Here is a 23358-nt window from a genome sequence, read left to right as displayed (position 1 = left end):
GTTGTGAGACTGACCCACACCCTTAAACGTGCCGGTGCAGAGCAATTGGGTGGCACATCAGGGGCCCGGGAGCTGGATACCGCTCCCGGGCCCCGTCACGTCCGCTGCCGGCGGACCGTCAGGCGGTCGCGGTGTAGTCGTAGAAGCCCCGGCCGGACTTGCGGCCCAGCAGGCCCGCGTCGACCATCCGGGACAGCAGCGGCGGAGCGGCGTACAGCGGCTCCTTGTACTCGTCGTACATCGACTCGGCGATGGAGACGATGGTGTCCAGGCCGATCAGGTCGCACAGCCGCAGCGGGCCCATCGGGTGGGCGCAGCCGGCCTCCATGCCCTTGTCGATGTCGGAGGCGGTGGCCACACCGGTCTCGAACATCCGCACCGCCGACAGCAGGTACGGCACCAGCAGCGCGTTGACCACGAAGCCGGCCCGGTCCCGGGCGCGGATCGGGGCCTTGTGCAGCACCTCGACGGCGAAGGTCTCGGCGCGGTCGGTGGTCGCCGAGGAGGTGGTCAGGGTCGGGATCACCTCGACCAGCTTCTGCACCGGCGCCGGGTTGAAGAAGTGCAGGCCGATCACCTGCTCGGGACGGGAGGTGGCGGCGGCCAGCTTCACGATCGGGATCGAGGAGGTGTTGGAGGCGAGGATCGCGTCCCGCCGCTCGACGACGCGGTCCAGCGTCTCGAAGATCTTCACCTTGATGTCCTCGCGCTCGGCGACCGCCTCGACCACCAGGTCGCGGTCGGCGAAGTCCGCCAGGTCGACGGTGAAGGACAGCCGGGCGAGCGCCTCGTCCTTCTCCTCCTCCGTCAGCTTGCCGCGCTTCACGGCCGTCTCCAGTGAGTTGGTCAGCCGGGTGCGCCCGAACTCCAGCGCCTCCCCACTGGCCTCGGCGACCAGGACGTCCAGCCCCGCCCGGGCGAACACCTCCGCGATGCCCGACCCCATCAGGCCGCAGCCGATCACTCCGACGCGCGCGATGTCACTCACTCAGTTGCCCTTCGGTGGTGCCGGGGGTCGCCCAGCGACAGTGGCCCAGCAGCTGCTGTTCGGCGGTTCGGGGGCACCGGTATGTGCGGACCGGTGCACCGTCCCGACGACGTTACTACTCCCTACCGGCGAGTAGGTCATCCCCTCCCCGGGCGGAACGGCCGGTCCCCGCCCCCAGGTCGTCCCGACCGCGTCGCCCCGCCGGTCCCCGGTCCCTCCCTGCGCGTTCCCGCCCCGCCCCCGCCCCGCCGCCGCCCCGCCGCCGCCCCGGGCCTGCGCCGAACGGGTGGGCCCGTCCGCGTCGTACGGCGCCCCGGGCACCGCCCCCGCCCGCCGGGGGACAGAATGCGGGCCGGACAGCGGGTGGCCGGGGAGACGCGAAGGAGCAGGGGCATGCCGACGGGATCGCTCATGGGACAGGTCGCCCTGGTGACCGGCGCCGGCCGCGGCATCGGCCGGGAGATCGCCATCGGCCTCGCCGCCGAGGGCATGGCCGTCGGCCTGGTCGGCCGCACCCACGAGACCCTCACCGACACCCTCAAGGAATGCGTCCGGCACGGCTCGCGCGGTGTCGCCGTCACCGCCGACGTCACCCGCCCCGGCTCGGTCCGCGAGGCCGTCCGCCTCGTCGAACGCGACCTCGGCCCGATCGACCTGCTGGTCAACAACGCCGGCCGGACCGACCCGGTCGAGGCCCCGCTCTGGGAGACCGACGTCAACCAGTGGTGGCAGGTCGTCGAGGTCAACCTGCGCGGCCCCTACAACCTGCTGCGCTGCGTCCTGCCCGGCATGGTCGAGCGCCGCCGCGGCCGCGTCGTCAACCTCAACTCCGGCTTCGCGCTGCGCCCCGAGAGCCGGTACACCGCGTACGCCACCTCCAAGGCCGCGCTGCTCCGGCTCTCCGACAACCTCGCCGACCCGCTCGCCGAGCACGGCATCGTCGTCCTCGACATCAGCCCCGGCGCCGTCGCCACCGACATGACCGCCGGGATGCCGATGTTCCAGGACATGAAGGCCTGGGGCTCCGTCCCGTACATGGTCGCCGTCACCGTGGACGCCGCGCGCGGGCGCTTCGACGCGCTGCACGGCCGGTTCATCCACGCCGGGCGGGACAACCTGGAGGAGCTCGTCCGCCGCGCGGAGGAGATCCGCGCGGCGGACGCCCGGACGCTGCGGCTGCGCGCCTACGGGCCGGACGACCCGATGGGCTGACCGGGTGCGGGGTGTCCGGGCGCGGGCGTGCGGGTGCGGGCGTGCGGGGCGGGACAGCGCGCGGGCGTGACGGAGCGGGGGAGGGGCGCTCAGAGGTCGGCGAGCGCCGCCAGCGAGTCCCGTTCCTCCGGCGTCAGCGAACCCGGCGCCCGCCCGGCCCGGGCGAACTCCCCGGCCAGCCGCTGGAGCGCCTCGTTCAGCGGCGCCGCCGCCCCGTGCAGCCGCGCCAGCAGGACGATCTCCCCGTTCAGGTGGTCCGCCTCGATCGAACCCGTCCCGCGCGCCAGGCTCTGCCAGGACGAGGACCCGGTCCGCTGCTCGCCCTCCACCGGCTCCAGCCGCAGCGCCTTGCCGCAGGTGCGGGCCAGCTCGTCCGGATCGTCGTGGGGGATGCCGGCGGCCGCCAGCACGGCCGCGCCCTCGGCGGTCACCCGCTCGTACAGCGCCTCCAGCCGGCCGTCCGCCGACCCCCGGCCGTACGGGCCCCGCCCGGCCACCGCGTCCAGGGCGTTGCCGAGGTTGCCGAGCAGCTTGGTGTACTTCCAGCGCGCCACGTCCGCGTCCATCGGCGCGCTGAAGCCCGACCCGTCGAGGTCGGCGGCGATCGCGGCGGCCCGCTCGCCCCCGCTGCCGGACGGGTACCCGCCCAGCCGCAGGATCCCGCTCACCGGGGTGCCGTTGGCGCTCACCCGGCCCGGCGCCACATGGGTGGACGGCATCCACACGAACACCGCCAGCACCTCGCGGAACAGCCGCAGGGCGAGCCGCTCGTTCTCCACGCCGTTCTGCGCGCACACCAGCGGCAGCCGCTCGCCGGCCGTCCCGCCGCCCGCCACCGGGCGCGGTGCCCACTCGGCCAGCACGGCGGCGGTGTCCTGCGACTTCACGGCGAGCAGCAGCACGTCGTCCGGCCGCAGCTCCAGCTCCGTCGGCCCGCCGACCGCCGGGACCCGCAGCGTCCGGGTGCCCTGCGGCGTCCCGAACCACAGCCCCTCCGCGCGCAGTGCCCCCAGGTGCGCGCCGCGCGCCACCAGGACCACCTCGTGTCCGCCCTCGTGCAGCCGGGCACCGATCGTGCCGCCCACCGCACCCGCCCCGATGATGATGTAGCGCATGCCCGAAGCATCCCACGGCCGCCCCACGGCCCCACGGCCCCCGTCCGGCCCGGGCGGAGAGGGGCTGTGGGGCCGTGGGGGGGCGGGCCGGGACGACCGGGGTCAGGCGCAGAGGCGGCTGGCGGTCACCGGGGTGAGGCCGGCCTTGGCGAGGCCGTCGAGGATGCCCGGCAGGGCGTCCACCGTGCAGCGGTGCCCCATGTGCAGGGCGACCACCGAGCCGCCGCGCACCGAGTTGAGCACCCGCCGCTGCAGTTCGGCGGCGGTCGGGTCGGCGTAGTCGCGCGGGTCCACGTCGAAGGCGAGCACGTGCTCGTAGCCGACCGCCCTGGCCTGCTCCCGCACCATCGGCGTCGCGTACTGGGCGGCGGACGGGCGGAACCAGCGGCCGATCGAGCCGGTCAGCCGCTGCAGCCGCTCCGCGCACTGGGCGATCTCGTCGCGCGCCCGGTCCGGGGACATCGCCGAGATGTTCTGGTGGTTCTGGGTGTGGTTGCCCAGCTCGTGACCGCCGTCCAGGATCCGCCGGGCCATCTGCGGCTGCTGGTCCAGCCAGCTGCCGACGACCATCACGGTGAGGCCGACGCCGCGCTTCTCGGCGGTCTCCAGCAGCGCCGTGGCCAGCGCCGGATCACCGCTGCCGTGGCAGGTCAGCGCGACACTGCGGCCGGTGCGCGGCCCGTACGCCACCTCGAACGGCGTGCCGGCCGCCAACGGCGGCAGCACCGGCGGGACGGGCGGCGCACTGGCGGCCGCCGCGGCCCGGGCGGCCGAGCCGTCCGGCACCGGCCCGTCGGACGGCGGGGCCGACGCGGTGGGCGCGGGTGAGGCGGGACCCTCGCCGGCCGGCCAGGCCGGGTCCACGGTGCCGGACGGGTCCACCGGGCCCGGACGCACGGCGAACGACCCCGGATCGGCCCGGCGGCGGCCGGTGTCGCCGCAGGCGGTGAGCAGCCCGCCGGCCGAGGCGAGAGCGGCCAGCTTGACGGTGGTGCGCAGAACGGTGCGCCGGTCGACAGTCATCGGCAGCCAGCATAGAGACGCCGCCCCCCGGCGGCGAACGGCGGCCGCGCCGGGCGCGGACCGGGACCAGGCCGCCCGCGCGGCATCGTTCGGACGCTGCGGAAACCTGAACTACCGCTGTTTCGGCGGCGTGTCGTCGGTTACGATCACGGCGCACCGTGCGGTGGGGGCCGCTCGGCGGCCGCCCGACGGCCGCACGGCGCGACGGGGGCCCGGGACGTCCGGCAGCGGACGGGCCGGCGCACAGCACGCGGCGGACACGCAGCGGACACCAGGGGGCGGAAGATGACCGAGGACACCAGCACGACGGCCGACGTCGTGGACGCATGGGAATGGGCGCGCGCCGAGGACTGGCGGCCGCCGACGGAACTCGACACCGGCGTGCCGCACACCGCCCGGATGTACGACTACTACCTCGGCGGCAAGGACAACTTCGAGGCCGACCGCAAGGCCGCCGAGGCCGCCATCGCCGCCTACCCGGCGCTGCCGCTGCTGGCCCGCACCAACCGCGAGTTCCTCGGCCGGGCCGTGGAGTTCGCGGCCGGCCGGGGGATCCGGCAGTTCGTCGACATCGGCACCGGCATCCCGGCCGTCGGCTCCACCAGCGAGGTCGCCCAGCGGGCCGCGCCCGACGCCCGGGTCGTCTACATCGACAACGACCCGATCGTGGCCACCCACGCCCGCGCCCTGCTCTCCGGCCACCCGGCGGGCCACACCTCCGTCATCGAGGCGGACCTGCGCGAGCCGGAGGCGATCCTCGACCACCCAGCCCTGCGCGGCGCCGTCGACCTCGGCGAGCCGGTCGCCCTGATGCTGGTCGCCGTGCTGCACTTCATCCGCGACGAGGACGGCGCCGAGCGGATCGTCCGCACCCTGCGCGACGCGCTCGCCCCCGGCAGCGCGCTGATCCTCTCCCACGGCAGCCCCGACTTCGCCTCCCGCGAGAGCGCCGCCGAGGGCACCCGCATCTACCGCAGCGCCAGCGCGCCGCTGGTGCTGCGCCCCCGCGCGGCCGTCGAACCCTTCTTCGGCGACTTCGAGTTCGTCGGCCCCGGCCTGGTCCAGCTCCCGCTCTGGCGCCCCGTCGCCGGCCACGTCCCCACCGCCGACCTCCCGGCCGGCTGGCAGGACGTCTCGGCCTACGCCGGCGTCGCCTTCAAGAACTGAGCGGCGGCCGGGCAGTCGCCCGAGGGAGCGGCGGCCCGGGCCGGGCGGTCCGCCCGGCCCCCGGTGGCCGGGGTCAGCGGCCGCGCAGGCCGTCCATGTCGCGGCGGTCGCGCTTGGTGGGGCGGCCGGCGCCGCGGTCGCGCAGGCCGGGGGCGGCCACGAACTCCCGGGCCGGGCGCGGCGGGCTGTTGTCCACCAGGCAGTCGGCCGCGACCTCGGCGCCGACCCGCTTGCGGATGAGCTTGCGCACCACGACGACCCGCTCCCAGCCCTCCTGGCGCACCCGGACCTCGTCGCCGGGCTTCACCGCCTGCGCCGGCTTGGCCCGTTCGCCGTTCACCCGCACGTGCCCGGCCTTGCAGGCCGCCGCGGCGGCCGACCGCGTCTTCGCCAGCCGCACCGACCAGATCCAGCTGTCCACCCGGACGTTTCCCTCGTTCTCGACCATCCTCCGAGCTTAGGACCGCGCCGTGCGGCGCTCAGCGGCGGCCGGGGGCTTCCTGGACGGCCCAGCCGTTGCCGTCCGGGTCGTTGAAGAAGACGAAGGAGTTCCACACCTCGCCCCGGCCGTCGACCCGGTCCCCGGCCTCGAAGTGCTGCACCGGGCTCACTTCGACGCCGCGGGCCAGCAGCTCCTTGTAGGCGCGGTCGATGTCCGGCACCACGAGCTGGAGGCCCTTCACCGAGCCGGCCGGGGCGTCGGTCAGGCCGGTGCCCAGCACGATCGAGCAGCCGGAGCCGGGCGGCGTCAGCTGCACCACCCGCAGGCCGTCCCGGATCCGGGTGTCGTGGTCGACGGCGAAACCGGCCTGCTCCTCGTAGAAGACCTTGGCCCGGTCGACGTCCGCCACCGGGACCACCACCACTTCCAGCTTCCAATCCATGGCCTCGTGCCTTCCCTCGGGATCCCTCGGGCCCTTCCAGTATCGGCCGCGGCCCCGCACCGCGCCCGGCACGCGCCCGCCCCGCGCCCCGACCGACCGCCCCGCGCCCGGACCGCCCCTCCCGGGCCCGGCACGGGCGGTCCGGCGGTCGGTTAGCCTGGGCCACAATGAATCCCCTCGCCGAACCGGCCGCCCCGACCCCTTTCCCGACTCCCTGGGGGGCCCTCGGCCTCACCCGCTTCCCGGAGGACCCGCGCGAGCGGCTGCGCGCCTGGGACGCCGCCGACGAGTACCTGCTGCGGCACCTGGCCGGTGAGGCCGACTCTGCCGAAGGCCGGGTCACCGCCCTGGCCGGCCGCGCCGTCACCGTCCTCGGCGACCGCTGGGGCGCGCTCACCACCGCGCTCGCCACCGCGCCGGCCGCCGCGGCCCCCGCCGAGCTCACCCAGATCAGCGACTCGCACCTCGCCCAGCGCGCCACCCTCGCCAACCTCGCCCGGGCCGGCGCCGACCCCGCCGCCGCCCGGCTGCTGACCACCCGCGACACCCCGCCCGAGCGGATCGACGTCCTGCTGGTGCGGGTCCCGAGGAGCCTCGCCCTGCTGGAGGACCAGCTGCTCCGGCTCGCCCCGGCCGTCCACCCGGACACGGTCGTCCTCGGCACCGGCATGGTCACCGAGATCCACACCTCCACCCTGAAGCTCTTCGAGCGGATCCTCGGCCCGACCCGCACCTCGCTCGCGGTCCGCAAGGCCCGGCTGATCCTCTGCACCCCGGACCGGGCGCTCGACCCCGGCCCCAACCCGTGGCCGTACCGCTACGCCCTGCCCGGCGACATCGGCGCGGTCTCGGGCCGCACCGTCGTCAACCACGCCGGCACCTTCTGCGCGGACCGCCTGGACATCGGCACCCGCTTCCTGCTCGCCCACCTGCCGACCGCCGCCCCCGGCGACCGGGTGGTGGACCTCGGCTGCGGCAACGGCGTGGTCGGCACCGCGGTGGCGCTGGCCACCCCCGGGGCCGAGCTGCTCTTCGTCGACGAGTCGCACCAGGCGGTGGCCTCCGCCGAGGAGACCTTCCGCGCCAACCTCGGCCCGGACGCCCGGGCGGAGTTCCGCACCGCCGACGCGCTCGCCGACGCGGACGTGCCGGCCGACTCGGTGGACCTGGTCCTCAACAACCCGCCGTTCCACTCCCAGCGGGCCACCACCGACGCCACCGCCTGGCGGATGTTCACCGGCGCCAAGCGCGCGCTGCGCCCCGGCGGCGAGCTCTGGGTGGTCGGCAACCGCCACCTCGACTACCACGTCAAGCTGCGCCGCCTGTTCGGCAACTGCCGGACGGTCGCGGGCAATCCGAAGTTCGTGGTGCTGAAGGCCGTCAAGCGCTGACGGCCATGGCCGGCAGCGGGTCCCAGGCCACCGGCACGTCCCGCATGACCAGCGCGCAGTCCAGCTCGGCGCTCCCCGGCGGGAAGCGCTCCGGGTCGTCGAAGAAGGACGAGGCGGCGGACTCCACCCGGCAGGCCTCCAGCCGCCAGGCGTCGGTGTGCAGTTCCATGCCGTCCAGCCGGAGGCCGCCGTCCCGGGTCGCGGAGAAACCCCGGGAGCCGCACCGGAAGAAGGCGGAGGCCTCGGCCAGGCCGCTGAACAGCCGGCTCGCGGGCAGTTCCGCGGCGAGCTCGACGGCGACCTCGGCCCGGAGGTCGCCGTCGCGGGTCGCGAAGGCGACCCGCAGCCGGTCGGCGCCCTCGTCCACCGTGAAGTCGGCGAGGCCGTACTCGCCGGGGAAGACCCGGCCGCCGGCCCAGGCGTTGAGCCGGGATCCGGTGTCGCGGCGCGGGATGTAGACGCCGGTCTCGACGCCGTTGGGCCCGTCCCACTCGACGGCGATCCGGTGGGCGACGTTCTCGCTGCGCAGCCCCAGCGAGGCGGGCGCCCAGGCCGGGCGGACCCGGCCGAGCCGCAGCAGGCAGAGGCCGGCGACGGCGTGGCCGCGCACCAGCTGCGGGCGCAGCGGCGCGGGGAGCAGCCGGGCGGCCGCCCCGGGGTCGACCCGGTAGTTCACCAGGAGCCGGCGTTCGACGACGCTGGCCAGCCGTGGTTGCCTCAGGCCCGTCATGCCTCGGTCCCCTTCTCGTCGGCCCGGGTGTCCGGGCGCCACTTGGTGTGCCGGAGCACGATCTGCTCGGGGCAGACCGCGCTGAGGAAGCGGCCGACGCACGCCGCGAGGCGGTCCTCGGCCAGTGCGTAGAGGATCCGGTTGCCGTCCCGGCGTTCGGTGATCAGTCCGGCCGTCCGGAGCACGCCGAGGTGCCGGGAGACGGACGGCGCGCTGATCGCGAACCGGCCCGCGATCTGCCCGGCCGCGAGTTCGCCGCCGCGCAGGTCCTCCAGGATCTGGCGCCGGGTCGGATCGGCGAGTGCCTTGAAGACCCCGCTGTCGTCTTGGGGTTCGGTCATGGGAGACTGTTTAGCAGATTAGCTAAATTGCTAACAAGCCCTGGGTGGGTCCGGCTTCCGGCTTCCGGCTTCCGATTCGGTCTTCGGTTCGCTCTCCTGTGCTCCTTGCATGAATGTTCGGTACTGCGTATATTCATGCCTCGACAAAGGAGGAACGCCATGGCATTGCGAGTCGCCGTCGCCGGCGCGAGCGGATACGCGGGCGGCGAGGTCCTGCGCCTGCTGCTCGGCCACCCGGAGGTCGAGATCGGGGCGCTGACCGGCGGCTCCAACGCGGGCACCGCGCTGGGACTGCTCCAGCCGCACCTGCCGGCACTGGCCGGCCGGATCCTGGAGCCCACCACCCCGGAGGTGCTGGCCGACCACGACGTGGTCTTCCTGGCGCTGCCGCACGGACAGTCCGCCGCCGTGGCCGAGGCGCTCGGCGAGAACGTCCTGGTGGTCGACTGCGGCGCCGACTTCCGGCTCAAGGCCGCCTCCGACTGGGAGCAGTTCTACGGCTCGGCGCACGCCGGCACCTGGCCCTACGGCCTGCCCGAACTGCCCGGCCACCGCGACGCGCTCAAGGGCGTCAACCGGATCGCCGTCCCCGGCTGCTACCCGACGGCCGTCTCGCTGGCGCTGTTCCCCGCCTACGCGGCCGGCCTCGCCGAGCCCGAGGCCGTGGTGGTCGCCGCCTCCGGCACCTCCGGCGCCGGCAAGGCCGCCAAGACCCACCTGCTCGGCAGCGAGGTGATGGGCAGCGTCAGCGCCTACGGCGTCGGCGGCGTCCACCGGCACACCCCGGAGATGGCGCAGAACCTCACCCCGCTCGCGGGCGAGCCGGTCAGCGTCTCCTTCACCCCCACCCTGGTCCCGATGCCGCGCGGCATCCTCGCCACCTGCTCCGCGAAGGCCCGGCCGGGGGTGGGCGCCGAGGAACTGCGCGCCGCCTACGCCGAGGCGTACGCGGACGAGCCGTTCGTCCACCTGCTCCCCGCCGGGCAGTGGCCGCAGACCAGCAGCGTCTACGGCGCCAACACCGCGCTGGTGCAGGTCGCCCTGGACGGGGCCGCCGGGCGGATCGTGGCGATCAGCGCGATCGACAACCTGGTCAAGGGCACCGCCGGCGGCGCGGTGCAGAGCATGAACATCGCCCTCGGTCTGCCCGAGGAGCTCGGCCTTCCCGTGAACGGAGTCGCACCGTGACCGACCACCAGAACATCGGCGTGACCGCGGCCCGGGGCTTCCGGGCGGCCGGCGTCACCGCCGGGATCAAGGCCTCCGGCACCCCGGACCTCGCCCTGGTCGTCAACGACGGCCCCTCGCTCGCCGCGGCCGGCGTCTTCACCTCCAACCGGGTCAAGGCCGCCCCCGTGCTCTGGTCCGAGCAGGTCCTCAAGGGCGGCACGGTCTCCGCCGTCGTCCTCAACTCCGGTGGCGCCAACGCCTGCACCGGCCCGCTGGGCTTCCAGGACACCCACGCCACCGCCGAGAAGGTCGCCGAGGAGCTGAAGCTGAGCGCCGGCGAGGTCGCCGTCGCCTCCACCGGCCTGATCGGCGTCCGGCTGCCGATGGACATCCTGCTGCCCGGCGTCGCCACCGCCGCCGCCGCGCTGGACGCCGCCGGCGGCGAGGCCGCCGCGATCGCCATCAAGACCACCGACACCGTCCACAAGACCGCGCAGGTCACCAGCCCGGCCGGCTGGACCGTCGGCGGCATGGCCAAGGGCGCCGGCATGCTCGCCCCGGGCCTGGCCACCATGCTGGTCGTGCTCACCACCGACGCCGACGCCGACGCGGCCGCCCTGGACACCGCGCTGCGCGCCGCCACCCGCACCACCTTCGACCGGATCGACTCCGACGGCTGCATGTCGACCAACGACACCGTGCTGCTGCTCGCCTCCGGCGCCAGCGGCACCGCCCCGGAGCCGGCCGAGTTCGACGAGGCGGTGCGCACGGTCTGCGCCGACCTCGCCCGGCAGCTGATCGGCGACTCCGAGGGCGCGAGCAAGGACATCCGGATCGACGTCACCGGCGCCGCCACCGAGGACGAGGCCGTCGGCGTCGCCCGGGTGATCGGCCGCAACAACCTGCTCAAGTGCGCCATCCACGGCGAGGACCCGAACTGGGGCCGGGTGCTGGCCGCGATCGGCACCACCGACGCCGCCTTCGACCCGGACCGCCTAGACGTCGCGATCAACGGCGTCTGGGTGTGCCGCGACGGCAGCGTGGGGGAGGACCGGGACCTGGTCGACATGAGCGGGCGCGAGGTCGTGATCACCGCGAACCTCAACGCCGGCGGGGCCGCCGCCACCCTGTGGACCAACGACCTCACCGCCGACTACGTGCACGAGAACAGCGCCTACTCCACCTGACGGCGGGCCGGCCCGCCGGCCGACCCGTCCGAACGCCGCCACCCGAGCCGGGGGATGACCAGAACCGTGAAGATCGCACCCAAGGGCGAACAGGCCCGGAACAACACCGCGTTGCCCAAGGCCATGACGCTCATCGAGGCCCTGCCCTGGCTGGAGCGCTTCCACGGCAAGACCGTCGTCATCAAGTTCGGCGGCAACGCCATGGTCGACGACGAGCTCAAGGCCGCCTTCGCCGCGGACGTCGTCTTCCTGCGCTTCGCCGGGCTGCACCCCGTCGTGGTGCACGGCGGCGGCCCGCAGATCAGCGCCCAGCTGGACCGGCTCGGCCTGGAGTCCTCGTTCACCAACGGCCTGCGGGTCACCACCCCGGAGACCATGGACGTGGTCCGGATGGTGCTCGCCGGCCAGGTGCAGCGCGAGCTGGTCGGCCTGCTCAACGAGCACGGCCCGTTCGCGGTCGGCATGACCGGCGAGGACGCCCACACCATGACCGCGGTCAAGCGCTACGCGGTCGTCGACGGCGAGTCGGTCGACATCGGTCTGGTCGGCGACATCGTCAACGTCGAGGCCGGCGCGGTGAAGGCGCTGATCGCGGACGGCCGGATCCCGGTGGTCTCCTCGATCGCCCGCGGCACCGACGGCCACGTCTACAACATCAACGCCGACACCGCCGCCTCCGCGCTCGCGGTCGCCCTCGGCGCCGAGATGCTCGTCGTGCTGACCGACGTCGAGGGCCTCTACAAGGACTGGCCGAACTCGGACGACGTGATCAGCCAGCTGGACGCCACCGAGCTGGAGGAACTGCTGCCGGGCCTCGCCTCCGGCATGGTGCCCAAGATGGAGGGCTGCCTGAACGCCGTCCGCTCGGGCGTCGGCACCGCCCGCGTGCTGGACGGCCGGGTGCCGCACAGCCTGCTGCTGGAGATCTTCACCGACGAGGGCATCGGCACCATGGTCGTGCCCGACGACGAACCGACCGTGACCGGGGGACTCGCATGACTTCCAACGCCCAGCTGACCGAGCGGTGGCAGCACGCCTTCACCGACAACTACGGCACCCCGCGGATCCCGCTGGTCCGCGGCGAGGGCAGCACCCTCTGGGACGCCGACGGCAAGGCCTACACCGACCTGCTCGGCGGCATCGCGGTCAACGCCCTCGGCACCGCCCACCCGGCCGTGGTCGAGGCCGTGAGCCGGCAGATCGCCACCCTCGGCCACATCTCCAACCTTTTCCTGGCCGAGCCCACCGTCGCCCTCGCCGAACGGCTGCTGGAGCTCGACGGGCGCCCCGGACGGGTGTTCTTCTGCAACTCCGGCGCCGAGGCCAACGAGGCCGCCTTCAAGATCTCCCGCCGGACCGGCCGCACCCACCTGGTCGCCCTGGAGGGCGCCTTCCACGGCCGCACCATGGGCGCCCTCGCGCTCACCGGCCAGCCCGCCAAGCAGGAGCCGTTCCGCCCGCTGCCCGGCGACGTCACCCACGTCCCGTTCGGCGACGTGGAGGCACTGCGCGCGGCCGTCACCACCGACACGGCCGCCGTCTTCCTGGAGCCGATCCAGGGCGAGAACGGCGCCGTCCCGCTGCCCGACGGCTATCTGCGGGCCGCCCGCGAGATCACCCGCGCCACCGGCACCCTGCTCGTCCTCGACGAGATCCAGACCGGCGTCGGCCGCACCGGCCACTGGTTCGCCCACCAGGCCTTCGACGGCGTCGAGCCGGACGTCGTCACGCTCGCCAAGGCGCTCGGCGGCGGCCTGCCGATCGGGGCCGTGCTCGCCTTCGGCGAGGCCGCGGAGCTGCTCACCCCGGGCCAGCACGGCACCACCTTCGGCGGCAACCCGGTGGTCGCGGCGGCCGCGCTCGCGGTGCTGGACACCATCGGGTCCGAAGGGCTGCTGGAGCACGCCCGCAAGATCGGCGAGCGGCTGCGGCACGGCGTCGAGGCGATCGACGACCCGCTGGTCTCGCACGTGCGCGGCGCCGGGCTGCTGCTCGGCATCGTGCTCACCGCCCCGGTCTCCGCGAAGGTGCAGGCGGGCCTCCAGGAGGCCGGCTTCCTGGTGAACGCCGCGGTGCCGGACGCGGTGCGCCTCGCCCCGCCGCTGGTGCTCACCGAGCAGGAGGCGGACGCCTTCCTCGCCGCGCTGCCGGCCGTCCTGCGGGCCGTGCGGGCGGACGCCCCGGACGATGCGAACCGAGCGTAGTCCGGGAGAATAATCACATGACCGTTCCCCACTCCGGCCAGCCCGCCGCCGGCCCGACGCCGCAGGTCCCGCAGACCCGCACCGCGCGCCACCGGCGGATCGTGGACCTGCTCACCCGCCAGCCCGTGCGCTCGCAGAGCCAGCTCGCCAAGCTGCTCGCCGACGACGGACTCGTGGTCACCCAGGCCACCCTGTCCCGGGACCTGGACGAGCTGGGCGCGGTGAAGATCCGCAATCGGGACGGCGCGCTCATCTACGCCGTCCCGGCCGAGGGCGGCGACCGCACCCCGCGCGCGCCGATGGGGGAGTCCGCCACCGAGGGCCGGATGGCCCGGCTGGCCGGCGAGCTGATGGTCTCCGCGACCGCCTCCGGCAACCTGGTGGTGCTGCGCACCCCGCCCGGCGCGGCGCAGTTCCTGGCCTCGGCGATCGACCAGGCCGAGGTGTTCGAGATCATCGGCACCATCGCCGGCGACGACACCGTCCTGCTGATCAGCCGCGACCCGGCCGGCGGCCAGGCCCTCGCCGACCACCTCATGCAGCTCGCCCAGGCGAAGGCGCAGTAGCCCCCCGCACAGCCCCCGCACAGCCCCCGCCCAGCCCTCGCCACAAGCCCCCGTGCAGTCCTCGTACGGCCCCCGCACAGCCCCGCACCGCCCTGTGGGCCCGGTTCCGACCGGGCCCACTGGCGTATCCGGAACCTTCCCCGCCACAGGGTTTTGAGATTCATACGGAGTAGTGCATACTTATGCCTGTCGCCGTAAGCCTGTTCGCACAGTTGTGAAGGAGAAAGCCGTGACCGAGCGCGTCGTACTCGCCTATTCGGGCGGTCTGGACACGTCCGTCTGCATCGGCTGGATCGCCGAGGAGACGGGCGCCGAGGTCATCGCCGTCGCCGTCGACGTCGGCCAGGGCGGCGAGGACCTGGACGTCATCCGCCAGCGGGCGCTGGACTGCGGCGCCGTCGAGGCCGAGGTCGCCGACGCCCGCGACGAGTTCGCCGACGAGTACTGCCTCCCGGCCGTCAAGGCCAACGCCCTCTACCAGGGCCAGTACCCGCTGGTGTCCGCCCTCTCCCGGCCGGTCATCGTCAAGCACCTGGTGGCCGCCGCCCAGAAGCACGGCGCCACCACCGTCGCCCACGGCTGCACCGGCAAGGGCAACGACCAGGTCCGCTTCGAGGTCGGCATCAACTCGCTGGCCCCGGGCCTCAAGTGCATCGCCCCGGTCCGCGACTACGCGATGACCCGGGACAAGGCGATCGCCTTCGCCGAGGCCAAGGGCCTGCCGATCGCCACCACCAAGAAGTCCCCGTACTCGATCGACCAGAACGTCTTCGGCCGGGCCGTCGAGACCGGCTTCCTCGAGGACATCTGGAACGCCCCGATCGAGGACGTCTACGAGTACACCCAGAACCCCGCCACCGCGCGCGAGGCCGACGAGGTGGTCATCACCTTCGACGCCGGCGTCCCGGTCGCGATCGACGGCCGCAAGGTCACCGTCCTGCAGGCGATCGAGGAGCTCAACAAGCGCGCCGGCGCCCAGGGCGTCGGCCGGCTCGACATGGTCGAGGACCGCCTCGTCGGCATCAAGTCCCGGGAGATCTACGAGGCCCCCGGCGCGATCGCCCTGATCACCGCCCACCAGGCGCTGGAGAACGTCACCGTCGAGCGCGAACTCGCCCGCTACAAGCGGCAGGTCGAGCAGCGGTGGGCCGAACTGGTCTACGACGGCCTGTGGTTCTCCCCGCTCAAGCGCGCCCTGGACGGCTTCGTCAACGAGGCCAACCAGCACGTCTCCGGCGAGATCCGGATCGTCCTGCACGGCGGCCGGGCCGTCGTCAACGGCCGCAAGTCCGACCAGTCGCTGTACGACTTCAACCTCGCCACCTACGACACCGGCGACACCTTCGACCAGTCGATGTCCAAGGGCTTCATCGAGATCTTCGGCCTCTCCTCGAAGATCGCCGCCCGCCGCGACCTGGGCTGAGCCGCCCCGGTCCCGGCCGGCCCCGCTCCCGCGGGGCCGGCCGGGACCACCCCCCCAACCCCCCTTTCCCGCACGTCCGTAAGGAGCCAGCGATGTCCGCCGACCAGACCGCCACCGGTGGCGACGTCCGCCTCTGGGGCGCCCGCTTCGCCGACGGCCCCTCCGAGGCCCTGGCCCGGCTCTCCGCCTCGGTGCACTTCGACTGGCGCCTCGCCCCCTACGACATCGCCGGCTCCAAGGCCCACGCCCGCGTCCTGCACAAGGCCGGCCTGCTCACCGCCGACGAACTCGCCGCCATGCACGACGGACTCGACCGGCTGCTCGCCGACGTCGAGGCCGGCACCTTCACCGGCACCGTCGCCGACGAGGACGTCCACACCGCCCTGGAGCGCGGCCTGCTGGAGCGGCTCGGCCCCGACCTCGGCGGCAAGCTGCGGGCCGGACGCTCCCGCAACGACCAGATCGCCACCCTCTTCCGGATGTACCTGCGGGACCACGCGAAGACCATCGGCGGACTGCTGCTCGACCTCCAGCACGCCCTGGTCGGCCTCGCCGAGGCCCACCCGGACACCGCGATGCCGGGCCGCACCCACCTCCAGCACGCCCAGCCCGTGCTCTTCGCCCACCACGTCCTCGCGCACGTGCAGGCCCTCGGCCGGGACGCCGAGCGGCTGCGCCAGTGGGACGCCCGCACCGCCGTCTCCCCCTACGGCTCCGGGGCGCTGGCCGGCTCCTCGCTCGGCCTCGACCCGGAGGCCGTCGCCGCCGACCTCGGCTTCGAGGGCGGCTCGGTCGGCAACTCGATCGACGGCACCGCCTCGCGCGACTTCGTCGCCGAATTCGCCTTCGTCACCGCGATGATCGGGATCGACCTGTCCCGGATCGCGGAGGAGGTGATCATCTGGAACACCAAGGAGTTCGGCTTCATCACGCTGCACGACGCCTTCTCCACCGGCTCGTCGATCATGCCGCAGAAGAAGAACCCCGACATCGCCGAGCTCGCCCGCGGCAAGTCCGGCCGGCTCATCGGCAACCTCACCGGCCTGCTCGCCACCCTCAAGGCCCTCCCGCTCGCCTACAACCGCGACCTCCAGGAGGACAAGGAGCCGGTCTTCGACTCCTGCGACACCCTCGAGGTCCTGCTGCCCGCCTTCACCGGCATGATGGCCACTCTCACCGTGCACCGCGAGCGGCTGGAGGAGCTCGCCCCGGCCGGCTTCTCCCTCGCCACCGACATCGCCGAATGGCTCGTCAAGCAGGGCGTGCCGTTCCGGGTCGCGCACGAGGTCGCCGGAGCCTGCGTCAAGGAGTGCGAGGCGCACGGCATCGAACTCGCCGACCTGACGGACGAGCAGTTCGCCGCCATCTCCGCGCACCTCACCCCCGAGGTGCGGTCGGTGCTCAACGTCCACGGCGCCATCGCCTCCCGCAACGGCCGCGGCGGCACCGCGCCCAGCGCCGTCGCCGTCCAGCTCGGCGAGATCAAGGCCGACCTCGCCGCCCAGCAGGAGTGGGTGACGGGCTGACCGGCCCCCACCACCCGGCTTGGGGGAGGGGCGCGGCGGGTCCTCCGCCGCGCCCCTCCCGTCCGTATGCGACCGGCCACCCGTAACCGGGATGGCCCCCACCCGGTCAAGAACGGTATGTGCACCGCCCTCCCGTCCGTCCCCTCCGCCGAGGACGAGGTCCTCGCCGAGCTGCGCCGCCGCCTCGTCCGCGAGGCCGTCGCCGCGCTGCCCGGACGCTGCCCGCAGCTGATGGCCGCCCTCGCCGAGGACCCACCGCCGACCTACCGCGAGCTCTCCCGCCGCCTCGGCATGCCGCGCGGCTCCATCGGCCCCACCCGGGCCCGCTGCCTGGCCTGCCTGCGCGTCCTGCTGCACGCCGAGCGCTACGCCTGAGCGGCGGCGGTGCTCCCCCCGGCCCGCGCCCCGCCGCCCCCGGCCCGCGCCCCGCCGCCCCCGCCCGGGCCTCGCACGGTCCACGCCCGGCACCTGTCCCGCCGCGCCCCGCCGGGCGTGACCCTCGCCACGTCCGGCGGCCACGAGGTTGAGATCAGCTGACAGCCGGGTAAGGCGCTGGCGAACGCGGCTCTTGACGGTGGCGCGCCCGCTCGGATACTGACCGTGAGCGCGCCGCCGACGACACGGCCCCACCAGGGCCGTGCGGGCTGGTACGTTCGTGCGCCACCCCCGGTCTGGGCGGATCCCCGGCCGGGACACCCTCCGGCAGCCAACCGGTGCGTCACCCTCACCTCTCGCGCGCCGGGTACAACGATGGGGAGGCCCCCGCACATGGGCATGAGCGTGAACATTTCGACCGCCGGGACGGACGACGCGGAGCAGATCCTCAAGCTCCAGTACCTCGGCTACCAGAGCGAGGCCGAGCTCTACGGCGACTGGGCCATCGAGCCGCTGACCCAGACCCTGGAGAGCCTGCGCGAAGAGCTGACCGAACGGCACGTGCTCGTCGCCCGCCTCGGCGACGAGATCGTCGGAACCGTCCGGGGCCACCTCGGACCCGACGGCGTCGGCCGGATAGGGCGCCTGGTCGTCCACCCCCGGATGCAGCGCCACGGCCTGGGCGGCCGACTGCTGGAGGCCCTGGAGCGCCGCCTCGCCGCGGACGGCGCGGTGAACTCCTACCGCCTCTTCACCGGCCACCGCAGCCTCGGCAACCTGCGCCTCTACGCCCGCCAGGGCTACCGCCAGACCACCGTCGAACAGATCAGCGGCCGGATCACCCTGGTGCACCTGGAGAAGTCCGTCGCGGCCCCGCTCGCCGCGACCGCCTGAAGCCCACCGCCCGAAGCCCGTCACCCGAGGCCCCGGCCCGCCCCGCGCGGGCCCCGTCGAACCGGCGCCGCCATCATTCGGACTCCCGAAGGCGGCGCCGGTCGCCGTTCTCCCAGCTCAATGCCACGGGTGTCCGCATTGCGGACGCCGCTGCGAAATAATTGGGACCTCCTCGAACCATCTGATTTACTGGCTCACATGACTGCGACGACGAAATGGACCCCCACCGGCACCCCGCCGGCAGGTGAGAGCGCCATGTGCCGTCGAATGTGTCACCGCTGAGGGCCACCGCCCCCGGCACCCGCTGAGAGTGCCTCTCCTCGCGCCCCGAAGCGAGAAACCCGGCGTCGTTCCCGTCCGTGCGGACGCGCCCGTCCTGCCCGCACCCCCTTCTTCGGCCTGCCCGCACACCCGCCGGCGGTCCACTGACTCGTAAGGGCCACGCCGTCGCGCGGCCCGGCCGCCCAGCGGCGACGATCAAGGGGTGGCAGGTCCGGATCCCCCCGGTGCGACGCCGTTCCCGTCGCCGACCGCACGGCGGTGCGACCTCCGCACGCCGCCCGCCCCCGACCCACGGAAGCAGCTGTGATCACCACCACGGACCTCACCAAGGTCTACCGATCCCGCGGCCGCGAGGTGACCGCCCTCGCGGGCGTCGACCTCCACGTCCGCCCCGGCGAGGTCTACGGAGTCGTCGGCACCAGCGGCGCCGGAAAGTCCACCCTCATCCGCTGCGTCAACATGCTGGAGCGCCCCAGCTCCGGCACCGTGACCGTGGACGGCGTCGACCTCACCGCCCTCGCCGGCGGCGAGAACCGCGCCGGCAAGGACCTCCGCGAAGCCCGCCGCCGCATCGGCATGGTCTTCCAGCACTTCAACCTGCTGTCCTCCCGCACCGTCCAGCAGAACGTCGAACTCCCGCTGGAGATCATCGGACTGGACCGCACCCAGCGCCGCCGCAAGGCCGCCGAACTGCTCGACCTCGTCGGCCTCACCGACAAGGCCCGCAGCTACCCCGGCCAGCTCTCCGGAGGCCAGAAGCAGCGCGTCGGCATCGCCCGCGCCCTCGCCGGCGACCCCAAGGTGCTGCTCTCCGACGAGGCCACCTCCGCGCTCGACCCCGAGACCACGCGCTCCATCCTCAAACTGCTGCGCGACCTCAACGAACAGCTCGGCCTCACCGTCCTGCTCATCACCCACGAGATGGACGTCATCAAGTCCGTCTGCGACTCCGCCGCCCTGATGCGCGGCGGCCGGGTGGTCGAGTCCGGCGCGCTCACCGACCTGCTCGCCCGGCCCGGCTCCGAACTCGCCCGCGAACTCTTCCCGCTCAGCGAATTCGGCACCGGCCACCCCGGCGCCACCGTGCTGGAGATCACCTTCCAGGGCGACGCCCCGGCCCAGCCCTTCGTCTCCCAGCTCGCCCGCACCTACCAGATCGACATCAACATCCTCGGCGCCGCCGTCGAGACCATCGCCGGCCGCATGGTCGGCCGGATGCGCGTCGAACTGCCCGGCTCGCGGCACGACAACGTGGTGCCCATCGGCTTCCTGCGCGAACAGGGCCTCCAGGTGGACGTGATCGAAACGGCGAACGGAGCGGTGGCATGACCTGGGACCAGATGCAGGAACTGATGTGGCCCGCCACCTGGGAGACCCTCCAGATGGTCGGAGTGTCGACCGTGTGCACCGTGGTCCTCGGACTGCCGCTCGGCGTGCTGCTGGTGCTCACCGCCAAGGGCGGCGCCCTCCAGAACCAGCCCGTCAACAAGGTGCTCGGCGCGGTCGTGAACCTCGCCCGCTCACTGCCGTTCATCATCCTGATGATCGCGCTGTTCTCCTTCACCCGCTGGCTGGTCGGCAGCTCCCTCGGCTGGCAGGCCGCCACCGTCCCGCTGACCGTCGGCGCCATCCCCTTCTTCGCCCGGCTCGTGGAGACCAACGTCCGCGAGGTCGACCGCGGCCTGGTCGAAGCCGTCCAGGCGATGGGCGGCAACACCTGGACCCTGGTCCGCAAGACGCTCGTCCCCGAGGCCCTCCCCGGCATCGTCGCCTCCGTCACCACCACCGTCATCGCGCTCATCGGCTACTCCGCGATGGCCGGCACCGTCGGCGGCGGCGGCCTCGGCGACCTCGCCTACCGCTACGGCTACCTGCGCTTCGAGACCGCCTTCATGTGGGTCATCGTCGCCGAGATCGCGATCATCGTCACCGTGATCCAGCTGGCCGGCGACTACGCCGTGCGACGGCTCGCCAACCGCGGCCGCGGCGGCGGCCGGACCAGGCTGCTGGGCCCCCGCGCCGACACCGACCTCGTCGCCTCCTAGATCTCCGAGACCCTCGGGGCCTCCCGGGCCTCCCGGGCCTCCTCCTCCCGCAGGCCTCCCGCCTCGCAGACTTCCCCGTCCGATCCTCGGACGCGGCTCCCCGCAATACGCAGAAAGGCACTTTTCGTGCGCAACGCCCTGAAGTTCACCAGCGTCCTCGCCACCGCCGGCATCGCCCTCTCGCTGGCCGCCTGCGGCAGCAACGGCGACTCGTCCTCCTCGGACGCGAACGCGCCGCTCACCGTCGTCGCCAGCCCCACCCCGCACGGCCAGATCCTCAAGTACGTCAAGGACAACCTCGCGGACAAGGCCGGCCTCAAGCTCAACGTCAAGGAGGTCACCGACTACGTGACCCCCAACACGGCGGTGCAGGACGGCTCGGCCGACGCCAACTACTTCCAGCACGTGCCGTACCTGGAGGACTTCAACAAGAAGCGCGGCACCGACATCGTCTCCGTCGAGGCCGTGCACCTGGAGCCGCTGGGCGTCTACTCCAAGAAGGTCAAGGCGATCGCCGACCTGCCGGACGGCGCCACCATCGGCCTGCCCAACGACGCCACCAACGAGGGCCGCGCGCTCAAGCTGCTCGCCGACAACAAGCTCATCACCCTCAAGGACGGCGCCGGCACCGGCGCCACCCCCGCCGACGTCACCGGCAACCCGAAGAACTTCAAGTGGAAGGAGCTGGAGGCCGCCCAGCTGCCCCGCTCCATCGCCGACCTCGACGCCGCCGTCATCAACGGCAACTACGCGCTCGACTCCGGCCTCAAGCCCGCCACCGACGCGATCGTGCTGGAGAAGGCCGAGGGCAACCCCTACGCCAACATCCTCGCCGTCAAGAAGGGCAAGGAGAACGACCCGCGGGTGAAGAAGCTCGCCGAGCTGCTGCACTCCCCCGAGGTCAAGAAGTACATCGACGACACCTTCCAGGGCTCCGTCATCCCGGCGTTCTGATCCCCGGAGCCGACCGCTCCCGACCCGTCCCGCCGGACCACCGACCGGGCCCCCGCCGCAACCAGGCGGGGGCCCGGTCGGGCAGTATGCACCAGTGACGGTCCGACAGGCCCATTTCTGACGTACCGTCGTCCGGTCCGTGCACCGCGTGACCACCCGGCACCGGCGAGGCGTACGGTGTGTCCACGACCCGGCGAGGAGAGACGGCATGGCAGCGAGCTTCCCCGAGACCGCCATCAGCACCGAACGGCTGCTGCTGCGCCCGCTTGCGGAGGACGACGCCCCCGGCCTGGCCGACATGATGGCCGACGAACTCGTCCTGGCCTGGACCGACCACCCGCACCCCTTCACCGAGGCCCACGCCCTCGACCTGGCCCGCACCCTCGCACCCGCCCACCGCGCCACCGGCCGCGGCATCGTGCTCGCCGTCACCGAACACCTCACCCAGCGCCTGGTCGGCCTGGTCGAACTCCGGCACACCGACTGGCGGCTGCGCTCCACCGAGATCTCCTTCGTCACCGCCGCCTGGGCCCGCGGCGAGGGCTACGCCCCCGAGGCCGTCCTCGGCGTCGCCCAGTGGCTCTTCGAGGACCGGGACTTCCTGCGCCTCGAACTGCGCACCGCCGCCGGGAACACCGCCGCCCAGCAGGTCGCCCAGAAGATCGGCGGCATCAGCGAGGGCGTCCTGCGCAGCGCCTGGATAGTGCGCGGCGAGTCCGGCGAGTCCGGCGAGTCCGGCGAGTCCGCCGCCGGTGCGGCGGGGGAGCGCCGGGGCCACGACCGCTCGGGCTACGACCCTTCCGGCTACGACCCCTCGGGCTACTACCCCTCCTCCGGCCACGACCGCCGGGCCGCCGACCGCCCGGCCCCGGACCGTCCGGCCGTCGGCGAGAGCCGCAGCGACCTCATCCTGTGGAGCCTGCTCCCCGAGGACCTGGAGACCCCCGCGGCCGCCGCCCCCGCCTGGGCCGGCGGCCACCGCTACGTGCTGCGCGACTGACCCGCACGTGGGCCCGCGCGACCGACCCGCACGACCGACCCGCACGACCGGACGTACGAGGGGCCCGTACAACCGGCCCGGACCACCGCCGGGCTGCCCTTCGGGGCCGACCGGCACGGACATGTGTACGAGATGTCCGCGCCGAGGGGATCACACCCGGTAGCCTCTCCACCGGTGCCGCACGCCGGCGCCGCCTGTCGGCGCACGGACGGCGAGGGAGAACAGCCACAGATGGCTGACCGGATCACGGTCATCGGGTGGGACGGCACACCGCTCACCGAGGCCGCCGCCGCGGCCCTCGCCGCAGCCACCCTGGTGGCCGGCGCCCCCTACCAGCTCAAGGCCCTCCCGGTGCCGCCCGCCGCCGAACGCATCGCCCTCGGCAGCATCCAGCTCGCCGCCCGCCGGATCGCCGAACACCGCGGCGCCGCCGTCGTCATCGCCGAGGGCGACCCCGGCTTCTTCGGCGTCGTCCGCACCCTGCGCCGCCCCGAGTACGGCCTCGAACTCGAAGTCCTCCCCGCAGTCTCCTCCGTCGCCGCCGCCTTCGCCCGCGCCGGCATGCCCTGGGAGGACGCCCAGGTTGCCAGCGCGCACGGCGGCCGCCTGCGCCGCGCCGCCAACCTCTGCCGCGCCCACCCCAAGGTCGCCGTCCTCACCGCACCCGGCGCCGGCCCCGCCGAACTCGCCCTCATGCTCCGCGGCGTCCACCGCACCTTCGTCGTCTGCGAAGCCCTCGGCACCCCCGACGAGGACGTCACCGTCCTCACCTCCGACCGCGTCGCCGACCACATCTGGCGCGACCCCAGCGTCGTCCTCGTCATCGGCGGCAGCAGCGCCGGCGGCCCCGGCGGCGGACCCGCGAACGGCGCCGCCGGCGA

At 73.8% G+C, this 23358-nt stretch carries 23 protein-coding genes and 1 pseudogene; 17 read left to right on the top strand and 7 right to left on the bottom strand.

Annotation, left to right across the window (positions count from 1 at the left end; all coding sequences use genetic code 11):
• Window positions 1-118: 118 nt before the first annotated feature.
• Window positions 119-988: a 3-hydroxybutyryl-CoA dehydrogenase gene (locus BI06_RS25505; RefSeq protein WP_030395977.1), complete on the bottom strand. Its 870-nt coding sequence runs from the start codon at window positions 986-988 to the stop codon at window positions 119-121.
• A gap of 393 nt (window positions 989-1381) precedes the next feature.
• Between BI06_RS25505 and BI06_RS25500 the strand changes: the two genes are divergently transcribed.
• Window positions 1382-2200 carry an SDR family NAD(P)-dependent oxidoreductase gene (locus BI06_RS25500; protein ID WP_030395978.1) on the top strand — a complete coding sequence of 273 codons (819 nt, stop codon included), beginning with the start codon at window positions 1382-1384 and terminating at the stop codon, window positions 2198-2200.
• An 89-nt stretch (window positions 2201-2289) separates the two neighbouring features.
• Here the strand turns inward: BI06_RS25500 and BI06_RS25495 are convergent, their stop codons facing one another.
• Together BI06_RS25495 and BI06_RS25490 are read right to left on the bottom strand one after the other, a co-directional pair.
• Window positions 2290-3315 (bottom strand): ketopantoate reductase family protein, encoded by a 1026-nt coding sequence (locus tag BI06_RS25495; RefSeq protein WP_043471893.1) that lies wholly within the window; start codon window positions 3313-3315, stop codon window positions 2290-2292.
• Window positions 3316-3417: 102 nt separating this feature from the next.
• Window positions 3418-4338, bottom strand: coding sequence for a polysaccharide deacetylase family protein (locus BI06_RS25490; RefSeq protein WP_043471890.1), 921 nt, complete (start codon window positions 4336-4338; stop codon window positions 3418-3420).
• A 285-nt stretch (window positions 4339-4623) separates the two neighbouring features.
• Between BI06_RS25490 and BI06_RS25485 the strand changes: the two genes are divergently transcribed.
• Window positions 4624-5505 carry an SAM-dependent methyltransferase gene (locus tag BI06_RS25485; RefSeq protein ID WP_082558674.1) on the top strand — a complete coding sequence of 294 codons (882 nt, stop codon included), beginning with the start codon at window positions 4624-4626 and terminating at the stop codon, window positions 5503-5505.
• A 73-nt stretch (window positions 5506-5578) separates the two neighbouring features.
• On the opposite strand, the gene BI06_RS25480 is transcribed toward BI06_RS25485, so the two are convergent.
• Together BI06_RS25480 and BI06_RS25475 are read right to left on the bottom strand one after the other, a co-directional pair.
• Window positions 5579-5953: an RNA-binding S4 domain-containing protein gene (locus BI06_RS25480; protein WP_030395982.1), complete on the bottom strand. Its 375-nt coding sequence runs from the start codon at window positions 5951-5953 to the stop codon at window positions 5579-5581.
• A 31-nt stretch (window positions 5954-5984) separates the two neighbouring features.
• Window positions 5985-6389: a VOC family protein gene (locus BI06_RS25475; protein ID WP_030395983.1), complete on the bottom strand. Its 405-nt coding sequence runs from the start codon at window positions 6387-6389 to the stop codon at window positions 5985-5987.
• Between the two features lie 167 nt (window positions 6390-6556).
• Here BI06_RS25475 and BI06_RS25470 point away from each other — a divergent pair, with 167 nt between their 5' ends.
• On the top strand, window positions 6557-7780 hold the full coding sequence (locus BI06_RS25470) for a methyltransferase (RefSeq protein ID WP_051741823.1): 1224 nt from the start codon (window positions 6557-6559) through the stop codon (window positions 7778-7780).
• Here BI06_RS25470 and BI06_RS25465 read toward each other — a convergent pair.
• Both BI06_RS25465 and BI06_RS25460 read right to left on the bottom strand, forming a co-directional pair.
• Window positions 7770-8501 (bottom strand): DUF2071 domain-containing protein, encoded by a 732-nt coding sequence (locus tag BI06_RS25465; RefSeq protein WP_167349773.1) that lies wholly within the window; start codon window positions 8499-8501, stop codon window positions 7770-7772. The two genes, BI06_RS25470 and BI06_RS25465, sit on opposite strands and share 11 nt — an antisense overlap.
• 5 nt (window positions 8502-8506) lie before the next feature.
• Window positions 8507-8851, bottom strand: a complete 345-nt coding sequence (locus tag BI06_RS25460) for a metalloregulator ArsR/SmtB family transcription factor (RefSeq protein WP_043471888.1) — start codon at window positions 8849-8851, stop codon at window positions 8507-8509.
• 159 nt (window positions 8852-9010) lie between these two features.
• On the opposite strand from BI06_RS25460, the gene argC reads away from it, so the two are divergent.
• From argC to cbiE, 14 genes and pseudogenes are all read left to right on the top strand, one after another.
• On the top strand, window positions 9011-10039 hold the full coding sequence (gene argC, locus BI06_RS25455) for an N-acetyl-gamma-glutamyl-phosphate reductase (protein WP_030395987.1): 1029 nt from the start codon (window positions 9011-9013) through the stop codon (window positions 10037-10039).
• Between the two features lie 14 nt (window positions 10040-10053).
• Window positions 10054-11208 carry a bifunctional glutamate N-acetyltransferase/amino-acid acetyltransferase ArgJ gene (argJ, locus tag BI06_RS25450; protein ID WP_043473012.1) on the top strand — a complete coding sequence of 385 codons (1155 nt, stop codon included), beginning with the start codon at window positions 10054-10056 and terminating at the stop codon, window positions 11206-11208.
• A gap of 123 nt (window positions 11209-11331) precedes the next feature.
• Window positions 11332-12207, top strand: coding sequence for an acetylglutamate kinase (gene argB, locus BI06_RS25445; RefSeq protein WP_369826254.1), 876 nt, complete (start codon window positions 11332-11334; stop codon window positions 12205-12207).
• Window positions 12204-13412 (top strand): acetylornithine transaminase, encoded by a 1209-nt coding sequence (locus BI06_RS25440; RefSeq protein WP_030395990.1) that lies wholly within the window; start codon window positions 12204-12206, stop codon window positions 13410-13412. Before argB ends, BI06_RS25440 begins: the two co-directional genes overlap by 4 nt.
• 17 nt (window positions 13413-13429) lie before the next feature.
• On the top strand, window positions 13430-13978 hold the full coding sequence (locus BI06_RS25435; protein ID WP_030395991.1) for an arginine repressor: 549 nt from the start codon (window positions 13430-13432) through the stop codon (window positions 13976-13978).
• 229 nt (window positions 13979-14207) lie between these two features.
• Window positions 14208-15401, top strand: a complete 1194-nt coding sequence (locus tag BI06_RS25430) for an argininosuccinate synthase (RefSeq protein ID WP_030395992.1) — start codon at window positions 14208-14210, stop codon at window positions 15399-15401.
• Window positions 15402-15493: 92 nt separating this feature from the next.
• On the top strand, window positions 15494-16927 hold the full coding sequence (gene argH / locus BI06_RS25425) for an argininosuccinate lyase (protein WP_030395993.1): 1434 nt from the start codon (window positions 15494-15496) through the stop codon (window positions 16925-16927).
• 117 nt (window positions 16928-17044) lie between these two features.
• Complete coding sequence (locus BI06_RS25420) at window positions 17045-17302, top strand: sigma-70 family RNA polymerase sigma factor (RefSeq protein ID WP_051741819.1); 258 nt, start codon at window positions 17045-17047, stop codon at window positions 17300-17302.
• Window positions 17303-17695: 393 nt separating this feature from the next.
• Window positions 17696-18196: a GNAT family N-acetyltransferase gene (locus BI06_RS25415; protein WP_030395995.1), complete on the top strand. Its 501-nt coding sequence runs from the start codon at window positions 17696-17698 to the stop codon at window positions 18194-18196.
• Window positions 18197-18781: 585 nt separating this feature from the next.
• The gene (locus tag BI06_RS25410; protein ID WP_043471886.1) at window positions 18782-19807 is read left to right on the top strand and encodes a methionine ABC transporter ATP-binding protein; all 1026 of its coding nucleotides are present in this window, start codon (window positions 18782-18784) and stop codon (window positions 19805-19807) included.
• Window positions 19804-20523: a methionine ABC transporter permease gene (locus tag BI06_RS25405; protein ID WP_043471883.1), complete on the top strand. Its 720-nt coding sequence runs from the start codon at window positions 19804-19806 to the stop codon at window positions 20521-20523. Before BI06_RS25410 ends, BI06_RS25405 begins: the two co-directional genes overlap by 4 nt.
• Before the next feature lie 126 nt (window positions 20524-20649).
• Window positions 20650-21477 (top strand): MetQ/NlpA family ABC transporter substrate-binding protein, encoded by an 828-nt coding sequence (locus BI06_RS25400; RefSeq protein WP_043471880.1) that lies wholly within the window; start codon window positions 20650-20652, stop codon window positions 21475-21477.
• A gap of 208 nt (window positions 21478-21685) precedes the next feature.
• Window positions 21686-22213 (top strand): annotated as a pseudogene (locus BI06_RS53805) (GNAT family N-acetyltransferase); the annotation flags it as partial.
• Between the two features lie 495 nt (window positions 22214-22708).
• A partial coding sequence (gene cbiE / locus BI06_RS25390; RefSeq protein WP_063795021.1) for a precorrin-6y C5,15-methyltransferase (decarboxylating) subunit CbiE occupies window positions 22709-23358 on the top strand: 650 nt, incomplete at its 3' end.

Origin of the sequence: Kitasatospora sp. MBT66, assembly GCF_000710405.2 — a bacterium.
Lineage (GTDB): Bacteria > Actinomycetota > Actinomycetes > Streptomycetales > Streptomycetaceae > Kitasatospora > Kitasatospora purpeofusca.
Note: the sequence above shows the minus strand (reverse complement) of the source record. Positions and strands in the feature narration are given on the sequence as shown.